This window comes from Mesorhizobium sp. M6A.T.Cr.TU.016.01.1.1 (assembly GCF_003952585.1).
Classification (GTDB): Bacteria; Pseudomonadota; Alphaproteobacteria; order Rhizobiales; family Rhizobiaceae; genus Mesorhizobium; species Mesorhizobium mediterraneum.
Map to the genome: position 1 here is coordinate 6418109 of NZ_CP034452.1, position 19196 is coordinate 6437304.

Below are 19196 nucleotides of genomic sequence, written 5' to 3' on the forward strand. Positions count from 1 at the left end.
AGAGCGGTTTTCCGCGGCCCTTGCGAGGCCTTTGTCGGTTTAGGCAGCCATCCTGCCGGATTGTGGACGCACTCCTCCCTCATGTCCGCCTCTCATCGGGTGGATAGAGGACGCCAATCATGGTGCGCAGATTGTAAGCGCAGGCGGCCAGTATGCACTGCGTGCGGTTGGTGGCGAGGTTGAAGAAGCGCAGGCGTCGCATGCCGTAACGCTCCTTGAACACGGCGAAAGGCCGCTCCACTGCCGCCCGCACCTTGGCGATCAGCCGGTTGCGCAGCTTGTGGCGCGGCGGCAACTCGGGGTGATGCTTGTTGGGCCGCCGCATCAGCCGGTCCTTAATGTTGGCGGCGGCGAGCCGGGCATGGCGGGCGTGGGTGTAATAGGCTTGATCGCCATAGGCCGCCTTCTCGTCGCCGCAGATCAACTGGTCGGCCGGCTCGGTGTCGGTGACCGAGGCGTCGCTCGCCTCGACACGCCGGATCAAGGTGTGCTCCTGGTCGACGCCGATGTGCATCTTGTAGCCGAAGGTGCTCTTCTTGCCCTTCTTGCCCCAACGCGCATCCTTGTCGGCCGACGGCTTGACCGGACCTTGGTGGCCCTTTTTCGGCTGCTTGGGCGGACGGCCACGAGCCTGCAGGAACGTGGCATCGACCAAGGTGCCGCGCTTGACGATCAGGCCCTTCTCCTCCAGCTGACGGTTGATCTCCTCAAAGACCTTGTCGATCAGTCGCTCACGCGTCAGCTCCTCGCGGAAGCGCCACAGTGTCGAATGGTCGGGCGTGCGGTCCGAAAGGCTGAAACCGGCAAAGCGGCGGAACGACAATCGGTCCCGGATCTGCGCCTCAAGCGCCGGATCGCTCAGCCCATGCCACATGCCCAGCAAAAGACAGCGCACCAGCGGTTCCGCCGGATAGCTGGTGTTGCCCGAGCCAGGACCGCTGCGCTGACCCAGCAATGTTCGGATCGGCGCCCAGTCCAGTTCCTTCGATACTAGGTCGAAAATCGTCTCATCCGACGCCGCCAGACCGTCCGCCAGACTCAACTGACCCAAAACACGATCCGCCATCCCGAATCTCCCTGCTCCAACCTTCACCACAGAATCACCGTTCGGCTTCTGTGCAAAGGTCTCCTTGTGGGAGAAGGTGGATCGGCGCTTTAGCGCCGAGACGGATGAGGGGTGTTGGAAGAAATGAGAGGCTGGCTACCGAGTCACCGATCTGGACGAGGTGTGCGCCAAGCTAGAACACCCCTCATCCGGCCGCTTCGCGGCCACCTTCTCCCACAAGGGGAGAAGGAAAAGACTCTAACCCTTAAAATCCTTCGCCAACAAATAAAGCTCCACGGATTCATCGCGCGAGGCCGGCGGCTTGACGTGATGGACCGAGCGGAAATTCTGCTTGAGCCTCGAGAGCAGCTCGTTTTCGGCGCCGCCCTGAAAAGTCTTGGCGAGGAAATGGCCGCCCGGCTTGAGCACCGACAGCGCGAAATCGGCTGCCACCTCGCACAGATACATGGTGCGGATGTGATCGGTCCTTTTATGCCCGGTGGTCGGCGCCGCCATGTCGGACAAAACGATGTCCGGTCGGCCGCCCAGCGTTTCGGCGAGCTTTTCGGGCGCCTGCGGATCGAGAAAATCCATCAACAGCACCGGCGCGCCGGGCACCGCATCCATCTCGAGATAGTCGATGCCGACGACATGCGGATGTTCGGCCGTCGATTTCGTGCGCGCGGCGGCGACCTGGCACCAGCCGCCGGGTGCCGCGCCAAGGTCGATGACCTTCATGCCGGGCTTGAGCAGATGGTGCTTGTCGTCGATCTCGATCAGCTTGTAGGCCGCACGCGAGCGGTAGCCGTCGGCCTTGGAGCGTTGGACATAGGGATCGTTGATGTGGCGCTGCAGCCAGCGGCGTGACGATTCCTTCAGGCCGCTCTTCTTCTTGATCCGCGTCTTTAGCACGCGAATGCTGGCAGAGCCTGGTTTTTCCGGTTTCTTGGTCATTGCTTGATTTCTTGTTTGAGTTTTCTCGCTCGCCGAGTTGCGGCCGTTTTTCGGCGGCTGCGCGTTTCGTGAACGGCTTCCCCCACTCCGTCGCTGCTTCGCAGCGCCACCTCTCCCCCCTCCGGAGGGAGAGGAAGGGCGCCAGCCTGCATAAGCTCGCGCCCTTCCTCTACCCCGTCGATCGGGGGAGAGGTGTCGAGCGAAGCTCGACGGAGTGGGGGTCGACTGTTCACCTAAGCAATGCTTCCGCTTGGGTCCGAGAAAACCGGTTGCCACTTTTCGCTGACGCGGTCCTTCGGTTCGGGATCATGCTCTGCCACGTCCACTGTTGCGCCAGACACCGTCGTCGGCCATCAATTCGCTCAATATGCCTTCACGCAAGCCGCGGTCGGCAACGCGCAGCCTTTCCGACGGCCATACCGCGCGGATCGCTTCCAGGATGGCGCAGCCGGCCAGCACCAGATCGGCGCGATCGGCGCCGATGCAAGGGTTGGCGACGCGCTGCTGAAAGTCCCAGCCGACCAGTTTTTCGACCATGCGGTCGACGCTGTCGCGGTCCATCCACAGCCCGTCGACCCGGCGGCGGTCGTAGCGCTCCAGGTCGAGGTGGACGCCGGCCAGCGTCGTCACCGTGCCCGAGGTGCCGAGCAGATGGAATTTCGGGCTGGCGAGCACATGGCTCAGCCGGTCGCGCCCGTCAAAGGCATGCAGGCGCACTGCCACATCCTCGACCATGGCGGTAAATATCTCGCGGGTGACGGTGCGGCCGCCGAAGCGCTCGGCCAGCGAAACCACGCCGACCGGCAGCGACGTCCAGGAGACGATGTGGTTGGCGAGCCGCGGCGAGCGGTGGCCGGTGAGATCGATCAGCGCGATTTCCGAGGAGCCGCCACCGATGTCGAACAGGACGACGCCTTGCGTGTCGCGGTCGACCAGCGAGCCGCAGCCAGACACGGCCAGCCGCGCCTCGGTCTGGCGGTCGATGATCTCGAGCTTCAAGCCCGCCTCGCGCTCGACGCGATCGAGGAACTCGGCGCCGTTCGCGGCCGTGCGGCAGGCTTCGGTGGCGATCAGCCGGGCCTTCCTGATCTTGCGGCTGCGCAGTTTGTCGCCGCAGATCTTCAGCGCCTCGACCGCACGGTCCATCGCGGGCTGGCCGAGCCGCCCATTGGCGGTGAGGCCCTCGCCCAGCCGGACAATGCGCGAGAAAGCATCGATGACGCGGAACTGGCCATGCCGCGTCGGCACCGCCACCAGCAGCCGGCAATTGTTGGTGCCGAGGTCGAGTGCGGCAAACACCGGCAGCTCCTGCACCGGCGGACGGCGAATGTCCTGCTCCGGCCTGCTCGGCGCAGTTGAGGGCAAAGGCGCGACGATCGCCTCGGGCGGGCGGCTGGCCGGAGCGCCGCCGGCGGCCGCCGACAGTCCGGCCGCTGCGAACTGAGCGTCATCGCGCACGAAAACCTTGCGGCCGCGCCGGCGTTTGCGCCGCTTCCTGGTCTTGGCCTTCTGCTGGCCATTCTGATGCTGGGGCGCGTCGCCTGCCTGTCCATGACTGGACCAAGGCTGCACCGGGCGGCCATTGTGCCGGCCGGCGGATGGGCTTGCCCGGCCGGATGGCGGCGGCGAAGCCCTGGACACGCCCACTTCCGGCGCGCCAGCGCCGGTGTCGTGGTCTTCCACTTCAGTTCCTTCCGGCGCCGCGCGAACCGGAGACCGGACGCAGCAGGCGCTGTCATGTGTTCTAAGTTGCCGCCAGACTAGCAGCGCCGGCCCGGATCACCAAGAGCGCAGGGGTCGAATTTTGCCGGTGGCTTGAGATGCGGCGATGTTGGTGATCCCTTCTCCCCTTGTTGTGGGAGAAGGTGGCCGAGCCCACGGGTCTTGCCTCCGGCAAGCCCGAGGACAGGCTCCTCGGTCGGATGAGGGGTGTTCCAGCTTGGCAAGGCCTCATTTCTTCCAATACCCCTCTTCCGTCTCGGCGCTAGGCGCCGATCCACCTTCTCCCACAAGGGGAGAAGGGAAGAAGAGGCCGCCGCAGCGCGCCTTGCCGGTTGAATAGCCGGCTTCGATAAGGCATTTCTGAAATGGCGGAGATGGAACATTCGGAATCGCGGACAGTTTTCCCGACGCGAACCGAAAAAGGGGCAACGGGGCTGCAACGCATGATCGTCACGTCATGAATTGGAGGCGCTATTTCTGGCCGGTCGTCGGCATTGCGGCGGTCGTCTTCTCGCTGTGGCTGCTGCTGCACGAGCTGCGCGGCATTTCGCTCGACGACGTCTGGGACGGCATCGTCGCCATCCCTGCCCGCGGCTGGGTGCTCGCCGCGCTGAGCTCGGTCATCGCCTATGCGTCGCTGGCCGGCTACGACCACATAGCGCTCCTGCATATCGGCAGACGAGTCTCCTGGCTGTTCGTCACCCTGTGCTCCTTCACCACCTACGCGTTGTCGCACAATATCGGCGGCTCGGTATTTTCAGGCGCCGTGATCCGCTACCGCGCCTATGGCACAAGGGGGCTGACCGGGCAGGATGTCGGCGTCCTGGTGGCGATCTGCTGGATCACCTTCGTGCTGTCGACGATCCTCGTCTCCGGCCTCGTGCTGGTCTTCGAGCCGGAGATCATCGACCGGTTCTCCGGCGCACCGCACCATGGCCTGGCGATCGCCGCGGGCGTCGCCATGCTGCTGCTGGTGGCGGCCTATGTCTTCGGCAGCTGGCTGCATCTCAGGCCGCTGAAGATCGGCAGTTTTCAGGTCCATTATCCGGCGCTGCCGATCGTCGCGCGGCAATTGCTGATCGGCCCGATCGAGCTTCTGGCAGCGGCGGCGATCATCTTCTTCGCCCTGCCCGTATCAGGCAATCCCGGCTATTTCGTCGTGCTCGGCGTCTTCCTGGTGTCGTTCTCGATCGCGCAGATCTCGCATGCGCCGGGCGGGCTCGGCGTGTTCGAGGTGGTCTTCCTCGCCGGCCTGTCGCACATGGACCCGGTCGGCGTGCTGGCCGCACTGCTGGTGTTCCGGCTGTTCTACCTGATCATCCCGCTGGTGATAGCGCTCGGCGTCGTGCTGTTTTTTGAGCACTCGCAGCTCGGTCGGGGTGGGAAATGAGGTGTGGCACTTGGAAATACGCCTGATGAAACGTGGTGATTGAAGCGCTCGGCAGGCTTGACTATTTTCCGGCGGCGGCTACAAGGCACGCGCGGCGCCATCGCCGCCCTGCCCGCGCGGTGTTCTTCAACCGCGCCTGCTGGGGAATAGGTTAACGGTAGACCCACGGACTCTGACTCCGTTAGTCCTGGTTCGAATCCAGGTTCCCCAGCCAATTGATTTTAAAGCGATTTTCCAGTTTCATAAGTAGAACATTTCGTGTCAGTCGGACGCACGCATTCGGTTAATTATTCAAGCACGCCCTCGCGGGGGGCGAAGCTTGCGCCTGCACCAAAAGGCCGACATGCTGCGTCTTCTCTGGGAGGGGGCAACACATGCTTGAGATCATAAAAGAGTTCTTCTCTTCAAACATCGGGCAGTCGCTATCAATTGCAGGGCTCATTGCCATTGCCACTCAACTGCTTACTGCGAGAGGTCGGCTGGGATGGTCTGTTACGCATCAACATTTTTATCAACTTCCAAATCCGAACGGAGGTGCAAATATACCAGTACGGACACAAGAGATATGGGTACAGAATACAGGCAGGGCCGCTATAGATGGCGTTGAGGTCACGTTAAATTATCAGCCTCAGCACTATGAAATTTGGTCGCCGAGGAAATTCACACCGGATATTCTACCTAACGATAGGCTCGCGCTCACGTTTCCTTCTTTGGCCGGGAAAGAGTTTTTCAGGATTTCCATTATCGACACTCGTGGAGTTGAACTTCCGAACGTTCTAAGTGTGCGGTGGGGCAACGGTCAGGGCAAAAGACTTCCCATGAGGCCGATGCGGGTGTTTCCTAGATCTGTTCTGATCGCCTTTGCATGTGTGTCTCTGATAGGAACTACAACTGTCTTTTACTTTTTTCTGAAGGTTGGCCTTCGCCTCTATGTCCTAGGCCCCTGATGAAATCTGTGCTCCAGTCGGCGGCCAAGGAACAATTCACCCCTTGTAAAGTTGTAGCCCGTAGGATACGTGTGCATGATCGAAGTCCGAGAGACCGAGCACTTCGCTAGTTGGTTCAAATCACTCCGAGACATGCAAGCCCGCGCGAGGATTCTCGCGCGTCTCGAAGAACGTTTCGCTTGGAAATCTCGGCGACGTGGCGACGGTTGGAGAGGGAGTTGGTGAATTTCGCATACACTACGGCCCAGGCTATCGGGTCTATTTCATGCAGATCGGCGGCACCATCATCATTCTGCTCGGTGGCGGCGACAAGAGTTCCCAGAAGGACGACATCGCCGCCGCAAAGGCGTTGAAGAAGAAAGTAAAGGAGTGATCTCATGGCCCTAAAAACCAAACCCTGGGACGCGTCAGAGCACCTCGAAAGCGAAGAAATGATTTTCGCCTACATCAATGCAGCCTTCGAAGAAGGAAACCCAGCGCTTGTAACTGCGGCGCTTGGTGACGTCGCCAGGGCTCGCGGCATGACGCAGATCGCGAAGATGGCCGGCGTCTCTCGTGAAAGCCTCTACAAAGCACTAAGCGCCGAAGGAAACCCCGAGTTCGCGACTATCATGAAAGTCATGCAGGCCCTTAAACTTCACGTCTCGGTTTCAAAGGCTGAAGATAAGGATGACTGCGACAACCATGGGGAAGCTCGCCTGTCAGCGTAGCATCGTTTGGCGGGGACGTCAGAATGTCGAGTCCACTTGAAGCTCTCAATATCGAACATTGGTGGAAGGCAGTGGCGGCGGCCGGCTTAGCACTAACGGTCGCAGCTGCGGCTGCGAAGCACGATCCGCTCCTTTTGATTGGGCTTGGGGTGCTCTCTTGCGGCATCGGGGAGTGGATCAATCGTCCGATGCAGCAAACACTGGTCCAGCGGGGCATCGGAGGGCTCAACGGCATTGTCACTGGCCATCCTTGGAAGGCCAAGCCGCTCGGCATCATTCTGGACCTGTTGGGGATAGGGCTGATCGCCTTCGGCATCTTCCGAATCGTCATCGCCTAAAAGGTAGCAACCACAAATGTCGACGACACGTACTGCGGCCGAGTCGCGTGCCGACTATGAGCAAATCATGGGTCAGGATCTGGGTGCGATCTACGCTGAACTTGTTCAGGAGCTTTCCCAAATTCACCTGGTTTGGGATCAATACAAGATCCTATTCGGGACCAAGAAATCGCGCGTCGATCTGTTGAACGAAGCGGCCGGCAGCTTCTTCCGCATCGTGCAAGACAGTATCTTCGATCAAGTGCTGCTTGCCATTTCCAGACTTACCGACAGGCCGACGGTCGCCGGCCACCAGACGCTCACCGTTCGGCGCCTGGCCGATATCATTCCGGACACGACTGTCGCCAATGCCGTCAGGGCGAAGGTCGACCTCGCGGTGAAGGCCGAAGAATTCTGCCGAGACTGGCGGAACAACCGGATCGGCCACAACAACTTGGACCAGCGGATTAATCCATCCGCAAGGCCGCTCCAAGATGCGACCAGGATCAAGGTTGATGCTGCGTTGAACGCGCTAGCCGATGTCCTAAACCTCGTTGCCGCGCACTACCTCGATAGCGAAACGGCTTACGATCGTGTCTTGCTGAGCCTGCCGGACGCTGAAGCGCTGCTCTATGTGCTTCATGACGGGCTTGCCGCCCAGAGCAAGCGTCGTGAGAAGATGGAAGCAGGAGAGTTCAGCAGCAGGGACTATCCAAGCGATCTTTGACGCGATAGTCGCGGACGATCCGCGTCGAAATGCCCGCCGCTCTGATCGAGGTCAGCTGCGCGAAGCCGCCGATCGAATTACGGTGCAATTACGGTGACAGTGCACTTTTTACCACGTCGCCCCCGCCGCATGGTGCACCTTGCCCGCGCTCCCGGTCTGCCGCATCGCAGGGCAAATCGGCAAAGCCGTGAAACCCGGAAAACGAGGCAGGCGGCCAAAATAAATAGTGCACTGTCACCGTAATCCCGCCTAACGAGCGACGATTGCCCGCTACCGTCGCGCGCGATAGTGTCATCCGCAAAATGGAGCAATTCATGTTTGATGAGTCGAAACTCGAAAGCGAGATTACACCTGACGCAGTGGACTTCTCATTCGGAGAACTTTTAAACCTCCACCGCGGCAAGGAAATCATCATTCGCCCGGAATATCAGATTGGATTTGGGGAGTGATGTGGTGGGCATTTTTGGATGGTTGAAAGGAAAGGCTGCTAAACAAAGTCTTTTTAATGTTGAGATTACTACGCGCACCTTAATCGTGGTAGCGAACAAGGCGCATGAGGCAATAGCTGTCAGCCTTTCGTCAAATCCGGCCGATGCGAGCCGAGTCGCCTCCGCTCAGAAAGCAGTTCTGAGTGATGTCGCGCTTGCGATCGACAACGGGGCAAGCGTTGAAGACGTCCTGGCGCGCATTGAAATGGCCAAGAGCAAAGAGAAAATGACAAGTGGCGCTGAGATGGCCGTCGCTCATATGATTTCTTACGTTAAGCCGCAGGCCTGAAAGCGATGCGTCGAACTGCCGGGCCTTTCGATGCTCGGGCGCAATGGCACATCAGCCTCGCAGCGTGATTTCACGCCTCCCGCCCTCACGCGGCTGCGTCCCTGCGCCGGCACATAGTTGAGGATCGGCCCGAGCCAGCGCTCGACCTCGGCAAGCGGCATGCGCTTGCGCCGCGCATAGTCCTCCACCTGGTCGCGTTCGACCTTGACCACGCCGAAATAATAGCTTTCGGGATGCGACAGGTAGATGCCGGACACGGAGGAGCCCGGCCACATCGCAAAGCTTTCGGTCAGGCTCACGCCGGCATTGCGCTCGCCGTAGAGCAGGCGGAAAAGCGTCGCCTTCTCGGTGTGATCGGGCGGCGAAATTACGGTGACAGTGCACTTTTTACCACGTCGCCCCGCCGCATGGTGCACCTTGCTCGCGCTCCCGGTCTGCCGCATCGCCGGGCAAATCGGCAAAGCCGTGAAACCCGGAAAACGAGGCAGGCGGCGAAAATAAATAGTGGACTGTCACCGTAATCCGCGGGTCGGCGCGGAGCGGCCTTGGCAAGTTTGGCCCGCCCCCTGGTCGCGACGGCGGACGGTATGATCGCCTCACAACCGAGTCTTTGACAAACGCAGAACGGAGCAGCTTACGCATGCCTCCTAATGAGAGCCTCGACCTGTGCTCTATCCTCAGAAGACCACAAGGCAGGGTCCTCTTTGTGGGCGACCGAGGCATGGAGCTCAATGTGCTTCCATAGCTCTTCTTCTGTCTCCGCTTCGAACCGTCCTGGGCACATCTCCATTCCCGGATACTCTTTGCAAGTGTAGGTGCAGTAAGCCATTTTCTGCCTCCCTTGTTCAGCCGCATATCGGCTTCACCGAAGACAGTAAACCGTCACCGCAGCCGCGACTACTGCCGCAGCGCGCGGCCTTGGCAAGTTTTCACCCGCCCCCATGAATCTAGTGGTGAAATCCGATGCTTGTATCGAGACTAAACTTGAGGTTGACCTTTGCCGTTCGTCTCTCCATCGGAACGAGCAAAGAGCGCCATTTCCTATTAGTTGATTTGACAAGTGGTCGGATCGGGCTCGGGATGATTTGTTCGAGTGCAACATGCACATGCTAGATGGAGGAAGCGATGAAACCTATCTATCGCAGATCATCCACACTTGCCTTCGGTGTTACAGTTGCAACAGTTTTGACCGTATATGGAGGTTCGGCATTCGCGGGCGATATGGATGTGACCCTGCTTACGCCTGAAAAGCTGGTATGGAAGGATAATCCTAGCCTGCCAAAAGGGGCCAAAGCCACTGTCTTGATGGGCGATCCGACAAAGACTGGCGAAGTGGTTGTCACACGCTCCAAGTTTCCGCCCAACTATCAGATTCCGCCCCACACTCATCCGTATGCCGAGACCATCACCCTGGTCAGCGGTAGCATTGGCTTTGGAGTCGGCGAAAAGGGCGAAAAGACTGGCGACCTGCTAAAACCCGGAGCCTTCCACGCGCTGCCAGCAAATCAAACGCATTACGTCTGGACGGGAGGCGAAGAGACTATCATCGAGGTTCATTTCGTCGGACCATTTCGTATTACTTACATCAATCCGGCTGACGATCCGCGCAAGAAGTGAAATGCGGCTCAGCCGGCTATTTTGCGCCTCGCGTACCCTTGTTGCTCGGATGAGCGCGAGCTTTATGTCAGCGGGCGGCTGATCGCCTCTCGCCGTCCGCTGCTCTCCGGCGAGCCTCACCATCATGGGCGCTCACCGATGTTCATTAGATTAGGCAACGTTGCCGAAGTCGCCGTAAGTCAAAGCCGTTGGCTGGCGAACCGCAAGGCCGATCCGTTCCTCGGCGAGGATCGCAACGAGGTTGCGCACGAAGAAGTCCGCGTGCTCGGTGCTGACCTAGCGCAAACTGGACCATTCAGGAGTTTACTCAAACGCCGCCAGTCTGACGGCGTGACTTTCACGCACCCGCCTCACGCGGCTGCGTCAAGTCCCTGCGCCGGCACATAGTTGAGGATCGGGCCGAGCCAGCGCTCGACCTCGGCAAGCGCCATGCCCTTGCGCCGCGCATAATCCTCGACCTGGTCGCGTTCGACCTTGGCCACCCCGAAATAATAGCTCTCGGGATGCGACAGGTAGATGCCGGACACGGAGGAGCCCGGCCACATCGCAAAACTTTCGGTCAGGCTGACGCCGGCATTGCGCTCGCCGTCGAGCAGGCGGAAAAGCGTCGCCTTCTCGGTGTGATCGGGCTGCGCCGGATAGCCGGGTGCCGGGCGGATGCCGCGATAGGGTTCGCCGATCAGCTCGTCCGGCGCCAGAGCCTCGTCCGGCGCATAGGCCCAGAAGTCCTTGCGCACTCGTTCGTGCAGGCGCTCGGCGAAGGCTTCGGCGAAACGGTCGGCCAGCGCCTTGACCATGATCGACGAGTAGTCGTCGTTCGCCCGCTCGAAGCGCTCGGCGATCACCGCCTCCTCGATGCCAGCGGTGACGATGAAGCCACCGAGATAGTCGGCCTTGCCGCTGTCGGCAGGCGCGACGAAATCCGACAGCGCGACGTTCGCCTTGCCGTCGCGCTTGGTTAGTTGCTGGCGCAGCGTGAAGAAGGTCGCCAGCTCCTGCGATCGCTTATCGTCCGTGAACAGCCTGATATCGTCGCCGACGGTATTCGCCGGCCAGAAGCCGATCACGCCCTTCGGCGCGAACCATTTTTCCGCGATGATCTTTTTCAGCATCGCCTGGGCGTCCTCGAAAAGCTGGCGTGCCGCCGGCCCTTGGGCCTCGTCGTCGAGGATTTTTGGATAGCGCCCCTTCAGCTCCCAGGTCTGGAAGAATGGCGTCCAGTCGATATAGCGCGCGAGCTCGGCCAGATCCCAGCCTTCGAAGATTTTCAGGCCGAGGAAGGACGGCTTCGGCGGCTCATAGGCCGACCAGTCGATCCTGTGGGCGTTGGCCCTCGCCTTGGCCAGCGGCAAGCGCTGCTTGTCGGCTTCGCTGCGCGCGTGCGCATCGGCAACCTTCTTGTATTCGGCACGAACGTTGTCGACATAGCCGCCCTTGGTCTCGTTCGACAGCAGTGCCGACACCACGCCGACCGCGCGGCTGGCATCGGTGACGTAGACCGTCTGGCCTCTGGCATAGCGCGGATGGATCTTTACCGCCGTGTGCACGCGGCTGGTCGTCGCACCGCCGATCAGGAGCGGAATATCAAAGCCTTCGCGCTCCATTTCGGCGGCCATATGCGCCATCTCGTCGAGCGAAGGCGTGATCAGGCCGGAAAGGCCGATGATGTCGACCTGCTGCTCGCGCGCCGTCTGCAGGATCTTCGCCGCCGGCACCATGACGCCGAGGTCGATGATCTCGTAATTGTTGCAGGCGAGAACCACGCCGACGATGTTCTTGCCGATGTCGTGGACATCGCCCTTCACCGTCGCCATCAGGATCTTTCCGGCGGTCTGGCGCTCGCCAGTGTCGACGCCATTGGCGGCGTTCGCCAGCTTCTCCGCCTCCATGTGCGGAAGCAGGCCGGCCACCGCCTGCTTCATGACGCGCGCGGACTTCACCACTTGCGGCAGGAACATTTTGCCGGCGCCGAACAGATCGCCGACGACATTCATTCCTGCCATCAGCGGACCTTCGATGACATGCAGCGGGCGCTCGGCGGCAAGGCGCGCTTCGTCCGTGTCCTGGTCGATGAATTCGGTGATGCCGTTGACCAGTGCGTGCGAAATGCGCTGCTCGACCGGCCAGTCACGCCAGGCGAGATCGCGTTCCTGCGCCTCCTTGCCCGCCGTGCCCTTGAAACGTTCGGCGAGTTCCAGCATGCGTTCGGTCGCTGTGCCGCCGCCCTTCGGCTGACGGTTGTTGACGACATCCTCGCAGGCTTCGCGCAGTTCCGGATCGATCGTGTCGTAGACGGCAAGCTGCCCGGCGTTGACGATGCCCATGTCCATGCCGGCCTGGATGGCATGGTAGAGGAACACGGCATGCATGGCCTCGCGCACCGGCTCGTTGCCGCGGAACGAGAAGGAGAGGTTCGACACGCCGCCCGATATATGGACATGGGGAAGCGTCGCAATGATCTGCCGTGCGGCTTCGATGAAGTCGACGCCGTAATTGTTGTGCTCGTCGATGCCGGTGGCGATGGCAAAGATGTTCGGATCGAAAACGATGTCCTCGGGCGGAAATCCCGCTTGCTCGGTCAGCAGCTTGTAGGCGCGGGTGCAGATTTCGACCTTGCGCGCCTGCGTGTCAGCCTGGCCGTCCTCGTCGAAGGCCATGACGACCACCGCCGCGCCATACGCGCGGACGAGCTTCGCATGGTGCAGAAAGGCCTCCTCGCCTTCCTTCATCGAGATGGAGTTGACCAGCGGCTTGCCTTGCACGCATTTCAGGCCGGCTTCGATGATCTCCCATTTGGAGCTGTCGATCATCACGGGAACGCGGGCTATGTCAGGCTCGGCGGCGATCAGGTTGAGGTATTCGACCATCGCCCTCTTCGAATCGATCAGGCCCTCGTCCATGTTGATGTCGATGATCTGCGCGCCGTTGGCGACCTGATCGCGGGCGACGTCGAGCGCGGCGGCATAGTCGCCCGCCGTGATCAGCTTCCTGAATTTCGCCGAGCCGGTGACATTGGTGCGCTCGCCGACATTCACGAACGGAATTTCGTCGGTCAGCGTGAACGGCTCGAGCCCCGACAGGCGCATCTTCGGTTCGATGACGGGAACAGCGCGCGGCGGGTATTTCTTCACCGCCTGTGCGATGGCGCGGATGTGGTCCGGCGTCGAGCCGCAACAGCCGCCGACGATGTTGACCAATCCGTCGCGCGCAAAATCCTCGATCTGCGCGGCCATGAATTCCGGGCTCTCGTCATATCGGCCGAATTCATTGGGCAGGCCGGCATTGGGATAGGCACAGACAAAGGTGTCGGCGACGCCTGATATTTCGTCCAGATGGGCGCGCATGGCTTTGGCGCCAAGCGCGCAATTGAGGCCTATCGTGAACGGGTTGGCGTGACGGACCGAGTGCCAGAAAGCCGTCGGCGTCTGGCCGGACAGCGTGCGGCCGGACAGGTCGGTGATCGTGCCGGAGATCATGATCGGCAGATGCACGTCCTTCTCGATGAAGATCTCGTTGCAAGCGAAGATCGCCGCCTTGGCGTTCAGCGTATCAAAAATGGTCTCGATCAGGATGATGTCGGCGCCGCCGTCGATGAGACCGCGCAGCTGCTCGCCATAGGCGAGGCGCAATTCATCGAACGTCACGGCGCGGTAGCCGGGATTGTTGACATCCGGCGACATCGAGGCGGTGCGGTTGGTCGGTCCCAGCGCACCGGCGACGAAGCGACGCTTGCCGTCCTCCTGCTGTGCCCTCACCGCTGCCCTGCGCACCAGCCGCGCACCGTCGCGGTTCAGCGCGTAGACCGCGTCCTCCATGCCGTAATCCGCCTGGGCGATGGCGGTCGAGGAGAAGGTGTTGGTTTCAAGGATATCCGCGCCTGATATGGCGTATTGATAGTGAATCTCCTCGATCGCCTTGGGCTGCGTCAGGATCAGCAGATCGTTGTTGCCTTGCTGGTGGCATGCGCACTCCGCGAATTTGTCGCCACGGAAGTGGTTCTCGTCGAAGCCGAGGCCCTGGATCTGCGTGCCCATGGCGCCGTCGAGGATGAGGATGCGTTCGCGCGCCGCCGCCGTCAGTGCTGCAAGCACTTCCGATCCGTCGGGCTTGGCCGCGACGGGGCCGAACAGGTCGTCCAACGATGATGGGTTTTGCGACATATTTCGTCCTCGGGGCGACAGTCGCGCCTAAGTCACATAAAGACATCTTTATGTCAATATACGGCATCTGCCTGCTGATGTCACCCCTGCCTCAAATAACGCCCAGGGCAATCGCTTGAGGTTTGCGCTGCCCCTCATCCGCCTGCCGGCACCTTCTCCCCGTATAGTGACGGGGAGAAGGGATCTGGCCGCGACCTCGGCTCCCTTTCTGCAATGCTGGAGATTGGCGAAATCCTTTGCGAAGGCGCCCTTCTCCCCGTCACTATACGGGGAGAAGTGCCCGGCAGGGCGATGAGGGGCGGTGCCGACATCGACAATTGCCGGCGCTACACCGCCGCCTACCCTGTCTTCGCCACCACCGCGGCCCTGAGCAGCATGCCGAACAGATCGCGCGGCTCGTCGGGGTCGGCCAGCATGTCGAGTTCCTGGTAGAGGCCAGTCGATCGCAGCTGATCCCTGACATAGCGCAGCGCCGAGAAATCCTCGATGGCGAAGCCGACCGAATCGAACAGCGTGATCTGGGCCGGATCGCGCCGGCCAGGCACCGCACCAGTGATGACCTGCCACAGCTCGGTCACCTCATGATCCGGTGCAAGCTGCTGGATCTCACCCTCGATGCGGGTCTGCGGCGGGTATTCGACGAAGATGTCGGAGCGCAGCAGGATATCGCGGTGCAGTTCAGTCTTCCCCGGACAATCGCCGCCAACCGCGTTGATGTGCACGCCCGAGCCGACCATGTTGTCGGTGAGGATGGTGGCGTACTGCTTGTCGGCGGTGACGGTGGTGATGATCTCAGCCCCCTCGACGGCCTCTTCGGTAGAGCGGCAGGCGACCATTTCGAAGCCAAAACCAGCGAGATTGCGGATGCACTTTTCCGTCGCCGAGCGGTCGATGTCGAAGAAGCGCAGCTTGCGCACGCCCAGCAAGGCCTTGAAGGCCAGCGCCTGGAATTCCGCCTGAGCGCCATTGCCGATCAGCGCCATGCAGTCAGCGCCGGGCGGCGCCAGATGCTTGGCCGCGAGCGCCGACATCGCCGCGGTGCGCAGCGCGGTCAGGATGGTCATTTCCGACAGCAGCACGGGGTAGCCATTGTGGACGTCGGCCAGCATCCCGAAGGCGGTCACGGTCTGGCGGCCCTCGCGCATGTTCTTGGGATGGCCGTTGACATATTTGAAGCCATAGACCTCGCCGTCGCTGGTCGGCATCAGCTCGATGACGCCCTCGGCGCTGTGCGAGGCGACGCGCGGCGACTTGTCGAAGGCTTCCCAGCGGCGGAAATCATCCTCGATGTAGAAGGCGAGCTCGGTGAGGAAACGCTCGCCGATCTTCAGCACCAGCTTCATCATGTGGTCGACGCTGACGAAAGGGACGATGTTGAGATTGGGGATCATTTTTGTCCTTGCCCGCATTGCTGCGACGGTCAGTCCTTGCGATGCGCGTTGTGCGCCTTCATCATCGTCGCCAGTGCCGGATCGCTCCGCTCCAGCGTGCCGATCGCGGCATTGGTGTCGTAGAGCCGCTCGTCCTGCCCCATCTTGAACTTGGCCTCGAGCCGTTCGATCGGCAGGTCGAAGCCAAGGATGTGCGGTATGCGCCGCTCCATGCCGCCCGGCCCGAGCTCGCGCATGCGCCAGCGGTCGGCGCGGCCCTTTTCCAGCACGTCGACAAGCCGCAAGAGGTGCCGGGCGGTGGCGTGATCGTCGAGTGGCGCCGGCCGGCCGTGGCAATGGACGACGGCGAAGTTCCAGGTCGGCGCGCTGTCGCGCACCGGGTTGCGCGGATACCAGGACGGCGAGATATAGCCATGCGGCCCGTGGAAGATTGCGATCGTCTCCCGGCCCTCCGCAATCAACGCGCTGTGCGGGTTCTGCCGGGCCAGATGCGACACCAGCGTGCCGTTCGCTCCCCGCTTTCGGTCGAGCACGATAGGCAGATGCGAGGCGACGAGTCCCTCCGGCCCTGACGTCACCACCGTGGCGAAGGCGGCCGCCTCGATCAGGCCGAAGACGTCGTCCTGCGAGAGCGGCGCGAATTCGGGCTTGGTGTACATTGGTTCAACTTCTCTGCACGCGCACCGCCGGGATCAGGCCTTGCGGCCGCACCAGCAGCACGGCGATGACGCCGGAGAGCACGATGGCGTCGCGATAGGGTGCGACCGCCGCCGGCAGTGTCGCCTGCAGCAGCACTTCGATGATACCGAGCAGGAAGCCGCCGGCGACAGCACCCGGCAGGCTGCCCAGCCCGCCGACGACGGCGGCGATGAAAGCCTTCAGCACTGGGGTAAAACCCATCAGCGGGTCGACGGAGGCGCGCTGCGCCACCCACAGCATTGCCGCCAGGCCGGCCAGCAGGCCGGAGAGCAGGAAGGCGGTGGCGATGATGCGGCTGGCCGGGATGCCCATCAGCCGCACGACATTGAAATCCTCGGCCGCCGCGCGCATCGCCGTGCCGGTCACGGTGCGGCGCAGGAAGAGTTCCAGCGCAATCAGGGCCAATGCCGAGACGACGATGGAGATGCTCGGGCCGACACCGATGGTGAAGTCGCCGAAAGAGAAGGCGCCGGTCATCCAGCTAGGCATGGCGACAGCCTGCGGCCGGGCCGAGATGCCGTTCTGGAAGACGACCTTCAGCAGGCTCGAAACGGCGAAGCTGGTCAGAAGCAGACTGGTGACGCTGGCGCCGCGCATCGGCCGAAAGGCAACACGCTCCATGGCAACCGCTGCCAACGCGCCACAAGACACGGCGACTAGCACCGCCGCCGGAAACGGCAGACCGAAAACCAGCGCGGCAAGCAAGGCATAGCCCGACAGTGTCATCAGCTCGCCATGGGCGAAGTTGATCAGGCCGACGATGGAAAAGACGATCGCCAGCCCCAGTGCCAGCAGCGCATAGACGCCGCCGAGGCTCACCGCATTGATGATCTGCTGCGCGATCATGGTTCAGGCTCCGAGATAGGCTTGGCGGACAAGGTCCGAGGTGGCGAGCTCCTTCGCGGTGCCCGATAGCACCACCTCGCCATTGGCAAGCACGATGGCGCGGTCGGCGATCTCCAGCGCCAGCGCCACGTTCTGCTCGACCAGAAGGATGGTCAGGCCGTTGCGGCGCAATTCGGCGATCAGGTCGAAGACGGTGTCGATCAGCTGCGGGGCAAGGCCGAGCGACGGCTCGTCGAGCAGCACCATGCGCGGTTTGCCCATCAATGCCCGGGCGATGGCCAGCATCTGCTGCTCGCCGCCGGAGAGATTGCCACCCTTGACGCGATGGTAGCGCCGCAGAATCGGAAACAGCTCCAGCATCTCCTCTTCGCGCGCCCTCGCCTCCGTCGCCGGCAGGTGCATCGCGCCGCCGAGACGCAGATTGTCGGCCACGGTCAGGCCAGCGAAGATGCGCCGGCCCTCCGGCACCAGCGACACACCCTTGCGGGCGATCGCCTCCGGCGCCAGGCCGGTGATGTCGACGCCGTCGAAGACCACTTTGCCTGATACAGCAGGCACCAGCCCGGCGATGGCGCCAAGCGTCGAGCTCTTGCCGGCGCCATTGGCGCCGACCAGCGCGATGATCTCGCCGCTGTCGACGGCGAGATCGACGCGGCGCACCGCCTCGACTTCGCCGTAACGTATTTTCAGGGCTTCGACGCTCAGCATGATGTCACGGCGCCGGCACGTCGGCGGCGTCGGGGATCATGGTCTGGATGTGCTTGCCCTCGCCGCCCTCATAGCGCATCAGCGCCACGGGCCTCAGCGGCATGCGGTCGGTGCCGGCATAGGTGATCTTGCCGGTGATGCCGTCAAAGTCCTTGAGGCCGGCAATGGCGTCGCGGATCGCCTTGGGATCATCTGAGCCGGCCGTTTTGACCGCCTGGTCGAGGATCAGCCCGATCTCGTAGCCATTCACCTCATAGGTCGATTCCGGCGCGTGGCCGGCATATTTGGCGAAGGCGGCGTTGAAGGCCTCCAGCTTGCTGCCCGGCTCGGCATAGCCGGCCGCCGTGTAGACGACGCCGTCGACCAGCTTGCCCAATCCCTTGATGGTCGGTGTGCCGATGGCATCGGCGCCATAGACCGGAATGGTGACGCCGGCGCCGCGCAATTGCTGGATGAAGGCCGGGAAATCAGGCTCGTAGGCGGCCGTCATGATCAGGTCCGGCTGGTCGGCGAGGCTCTTGATGTTGGTGATCTCGGCAGAGAAGTCCGGCTGGCCCATGGTGAAAGTACCGCGGCCGACGACAGCGCCGCCCTTCTTTTCAAACACCTTGCCGAAATATTCGGGCAGGTTGGCCGTGTAGGTGGAATCCGGCGAGGTCAAGAGAAAGACCTTCTTCTTGCCTTCGGCGACGGCGAAGTCGGCGACCGCGGTCGCCTGCACATTGTCGGCCGGATAGGTGCCGAACATGACGTCGCCGACCGCGGCGGTGAGCACCGGGGCGGAGCCGCACAGCGTCAATGTCGGAATGCCGAGCGGCTGGGTGAGCTGGCCGGCCGAGATCGAGGGGTCGGCGTCACACGGCGTGATCATGATCTTGGCGCCGGCGTCGATCAGTTCCTGGGCGACGGTGGCGGTCTGCGCCGTGTCGGAGCGGGTGTCCTTGATGATCAGCTTGACGGTGTATTTGCCTGCGAGACCGCCCTTGGCGTTGAGTTCGTCGAGCGCCATGCGCAGACCGGCAAGTGCCGGCTGGTCGTAGGGAGCAAGGCCGCCGGTCTGCGCGGTCGCGGCGCCAATGATGATCTCCTCGGCGGAAGCCGTGGAAACGATGGCGACGGTCGTGCCGAACACCGCTGCATAGAGGGCGGCGCGGTGAAGGCGATAAAGCTTTGGCATGTCGGTTCT

At 62.0% G+C, this 19196-nt stretch carries 19 protein-coding genes, 1 tRNA gene and 2 pseudogenes; 10 read left to right on the forward strand and 12 right to left on the reverse strand.

Features of this window, described 5'->3' with window-relative positions:
- Positions 1-79 precede the first annotated feature (79 nt).
- The 3 genes from EJ075_RS31140 to EJ075_RS31155 all read right to left on the reverse strand — a co-directional run bounded on the left by EJ075_RS31140 (position 80) and on the right by EJ075_RS31155 (position 3682).
- Positions 80-1066, reverse strand: a complete 987-nt coding sequence (locus EJ075_RS31140; protein ID WP_126103272.1) for an IS5 family transposase — start codon at positions 1064-1066, stop codon at positions 80-82.
- Between the two features lie 237 nt (positions 1067-1303).
- Positions 1304-1999: an RlmE family RNA methyltransferase gene (locus tag EJ075_RS31145; RefSeq protein WP_126106929.1), complete on the reverse strand. Its 696-nt coding sequence runs from the start codon at positions 1997-1999 to the stop codon at positions 1304-1306.
- A 306-nt stretch (positions 2000-2305) separates the two neighbouring features.
- Complete coding sequence (locus EJ075_RS31155; RefSeq protein WP_126106930.1) at positions 2306-3682, reverse strand: Ppx/GppA phosphatase family protein; 1377 nt, start codon at positions 3680-3682, stop codon at positions 2306-2308.
- 496 nt (positions 3683-4178) lie between these two features.
- On the opposite strand from EJ075_RS31155, the gene EJ075_RS31160 reads away from it, so the two are divergent.
- From EJ075_RS31160 to EJ075_RS31200, 9 genes are all read left to right on the forward strand, one after another.
- Entirely contained in the window at positions 4179-5111 is a 933-nt protein-coding gene (locus tag EJ075_RS31160; RefSeq protein ID WP_126106931.1) for a lysylphosphatidylglycerol synthase domain-containing protein, read from the forward strand.
- 140 nt (positions 5112-5251) lie between these two features.
- Positions 5252-5325, forward strand: a tRNA-Gln gene (locus EJ075_RS31165).
- Between the two features lie 160 nt (positions 5326-5485).
- Positions 5486-6058 carry a hypothetical protein gene (locus EJ075_RS31170; protein ID WP_126106932.1) on the forward strand — a complete coding sequence of 191 codons (573 nt, stop codon included), beginning with the start codon at positions 5486-5488 and terminating at the stop codon, positions 6056-6058.
- 196 nt (positions 6059-6254) lie between these two features.
- Positions 6255-6431 (forward strand): type II toxin-antitoxin system RelE/ParE family toxin, encoded by a 177-nt coding sequence (locus EJ075_RS34190; RefSeq protein ID WP_348627350.1) that lies wholly within the window; start codon positions 6255-6257, stop codon positions 6429-6431.
- A 4-nt stretch (positions 6432-6435) separates the two neighbouring features.
- Positions 6436-6768 (forward strand): addiction module antidote protein, encoded by a 333-nt coding sequence (locus EJ075_RS31180; RefSeq protein ID WP_126106933.1) that lies wholly within the window; start codon positions 6436-6438, stop codon positions 6766-6768.
- 23 nt (positions 6769-6791) lie between these two features.
- The gene (locus tag EJ075_RS31185) at positions 6792-7106 is read left to right on the forward strand and encodes a hypothetical protein (RefSeq protein ID WP_126106934.1); all 315 of its coding nucleotides are present in this window, start codon (positions 6792-6794) and stop codon (positions 7104-7106) included.
- A gap of 16 nt (positions 7107-7122) precedes the next feature.
- The gene (locus EJ075_RS31190) at positions 7123-7812 is read left to right on the forward strand and encodes a hypothetical protein (RefSeq protein WP_126106935.1); all 690 of its coding nucleotides are present in this window, start codon (positions 7123-7125) and stop codon (positions 7810-7812) included.
- 263 nt (positions 7813-8075) lie between these two features.
- Entirely contained in the window at positions 8076-8261 is a 186-nt protein-coding gene (locus EJ075_RS31195; RefSeq protein WP_126106936.1) for a hypothetical protein, read from the forward strand.
- A 4-nt stretch (positions 8262-8265) separates the two neighbouring features.
- On the forward strand, positions 8266-8589 hold the full coding sequence (locus EJ075_RS31200) for a hypothetical protein (RefSeq protein WP_126106937.1): 324 nt from the start codon (positions 8266-8268) through the stop codon (positions 8587-8589).
- On the opposite strand, the pseudogene EJ075_RS31205 reads toward EJ075_RS31200, so the two are convergent.
- Both EJ075_RS31205 and EJ075_RS31210 read right to left on the reverse strand, forming a co-directional pair.
- Positions 8568-8948: pseudogene (locus tag EJ075_RS31205) on the reverse strand (vitamin B12 dependent-methionine synthase activation domain-containing protein); the annotation flags it as partial. The gene EJ075_RS31200 and the pseudogene EJ075_RS31205 overlap by 22 nt on opposite strands.
- Positions 8949-9223: 275 nt before the next feature.
- Positions 9224-9418 (reverse strand): DUF1059 domain-containing protein, encoded by a 195-nt coding sequence (locus EJ075_RS31210; protein ID WP_126106939.1) that lies wholly within the window; start codon positions 9416-9418, stop codon positions 9224-9226.
- Between the two features lie 296 nt (positions 9419-9714).
- On the opposite strand from EJ075_RS31210, the gene EJ075_RS31215 reads away from it, so the two are divergent.
- A complete protein-coding gene (locus EJ075_RS31215; RefSeq protein ID WP_126106940.1) occupies positions 9715-10206 on the forward strand; it encodes a cupin domain-containing protein in 492 nt (163 codons plus the stop codon).
- Positions 10207-10356: 150 nt separating this feature from the next.
- Here the strand turns inward: EJ075_RS31215 and EJ075_RS31220 are convergent.
- From EJ075_RS31220 to EJ075_RS31255, 7 genes and pseudogenes are all read right to left on the reverse strand, one after another.
- Positions 10357-10482 (reverse strand): annotated as a pseudogene (locus EJ075_RS31220) (phage major capsid protein); the annotation flags it as partial.
- 74 nt (positions 10483-10556) lie between these two features.
- Entirely contained in the window at positions 10557-14366 is a 3810-nt protein-coding gene (gene metH, locus EJ075_RS31225) for a methionine synthase (protein ID WP_126106941.1), read from the reverse strand.
- Positions 14367-14704: 338 nt separating this feature from the next.
- Complete coding sequence (locus EJ075_RS31235) at positions 14705-15757, reverse strand: ornithine cyclodeaminase (RefSeq protein ID WP_126106942.1); 1053 nt, start codon at positions 15755-15757, stop codon at positions 14705-14707.
- Positions 15758-15786: 29 nt separating this feature from the next.
- Positions 15787-16416: an FMN-binding negative transcriptional regulator gene (locus EJ075_RS31240; RefSeq protein ID WP_095485719.1), complete on the reverse strand. Its 630-nt coding sequence runs from the start codon at positions 16414-16416 to the stop codon at positions 15787-15789.
- Between the two features lie 4 nt (positions 16417-16420).
- Positions 16421-17302 carry a branched-chain amino acid ABC transporter permease gene (locus EJ075_RS31245; protein ID WP_095485717.1) on the reverse strand — a complete coding sequence of 294 codons (882 nt, stop codon included), beginning with the start codon at positions 17300-17302 and terminating at the stop codon, positions 16421-16423.
- A gap of 3 nt (positions 17303-17305) precedes the next feature.
- Positions 17306-18010, reverse strand: coding sequence for an ABC transporter ATP-binding protein (locus EJ075_RS31250; RefSeq protein WP_095485716.1), 705 nt, complete (start codon positions 18008-18010; stop codon positions 17306-17308).
- Positions 18011-18014: 4 nt separating this feature from the next.
- On the reverse strand, positions 18015-19187 hold the full coding sequence (locus EJ075_RS31255; protein WP_126106943.1) for an ABC transporter substrate-binding protein: 1173 nt from the start codon (positions 19185-19187) through the stop codon (positions 18015-18017).
- Between the last annotated feature and the right edge of the window lie 9 nt (positions 19188-19196).

Bases quoted from the DNA above. Each gene is read 5' to 3' on its own strand.
- EJ075_RS31140 (WP_126103272.1), bottom strand. From the start codon at position 1,066: ATGGCGGATCGTGTTTTGGGTCAGTTGAGTCTGGCGGACGGTCTGGCG.
- EJ075_RS31145 (WP_126106929.1), bottom strand. From the start codon at position 1,999: ATGACCAAGAAACCGGAAAAACCAGGCTCTGCCAGCATTCGCGTGCTA.
- EJ075_RS31160 (WP_126106931.1), top strand. From the start codon at position 4,179: ATGAATTGGAGGCGCTATTTCTGGCCGGTCGTCGGCATTGCGGCGGTC.
- EJ075_RS31170 (WP_126106932.1), top strand. From the start codon at position 5,486: ATGCTTGAGATCATAAAAGAGTTCTTCTCTTCAAACATCGGGCAGTCG.
- EJ075_RS31180 (WP_126106933.1), top strand. From the start codon at position 6,436: ATGGCCCTAAAAACCAAACCCTGGGACGCGTCAGAGCACCTCGAAAGC.
- EJ075_RS31185 (WP_126106934.1), top strand. From the start codon at position 6,792: ATGTCGAGTCCACTTGAAGCTCTCAATATCGAACATTGGTGGAAGGCA.
- EJ075_RS31190 (WP_126106935.1), top strand. From the start codon at position 7,123: ATGTCGACGACACGTACTGCGGCCGAGTCGCGTGCCGACTATGAGCAA.
- EJ075_RS31210 (WP_126106939.1), bottom strand. From the start codon at position 9,418: ATGGCTTACTGCACCTACACTTGCAAAGAGTATCCGGGAATGGAGATG.
- EJ075_RS31215 (WP_126106940.1), top strand. From the start codon at position 9,715: ATGAAACCTATCTATCGCAGATCATCCACACTTGCCTTCGGTGTTACA.
- metH (WP_126106941.1), bottom strand. From the start codon at position 14,366: ATGTCGCAAAACCCATCATCGTTGGACGACCTGTTCGGCCCCGTCGCG.
- EJ075_RS31235 (WP_126106942.1), bottom strand. From the start codon at position 15,757: ATGATCCCCAATCTCAACATCGTCCCTTTCGTCAGCGTCGACCACATG.
- EJ075_RS31240 (WP_095485719.1), bottom strand. From the start codon at position 16,416: ATGTACACCAAGCCCGAATTCGCGCCGCTCTCGCAGGACGACGTCTTC.
- EJ075_RS31245 (WP_095485717.1), bottom strand. From the start codon at position 17,302: ATGATCGCGCAGCAGATCATCAATGCGGTGAGCCTCGGCGGCGTCTAT.
- EJ075_RS31250 (WP_095485716.1), bottom strand. From the start codon at position 18,010: ATGCTGAGCGTCGAAGCCCTGAAAATACGTTACGGCGAAGTCGAGGCG.
- EJ075_RS31255 (WP_126106943.1), bottom strand. From the start codon at position 19,187: ATGCCAAAGCTTTATCGCCTTCACCGCGCCGCCCTCTATGCAGCGGTG.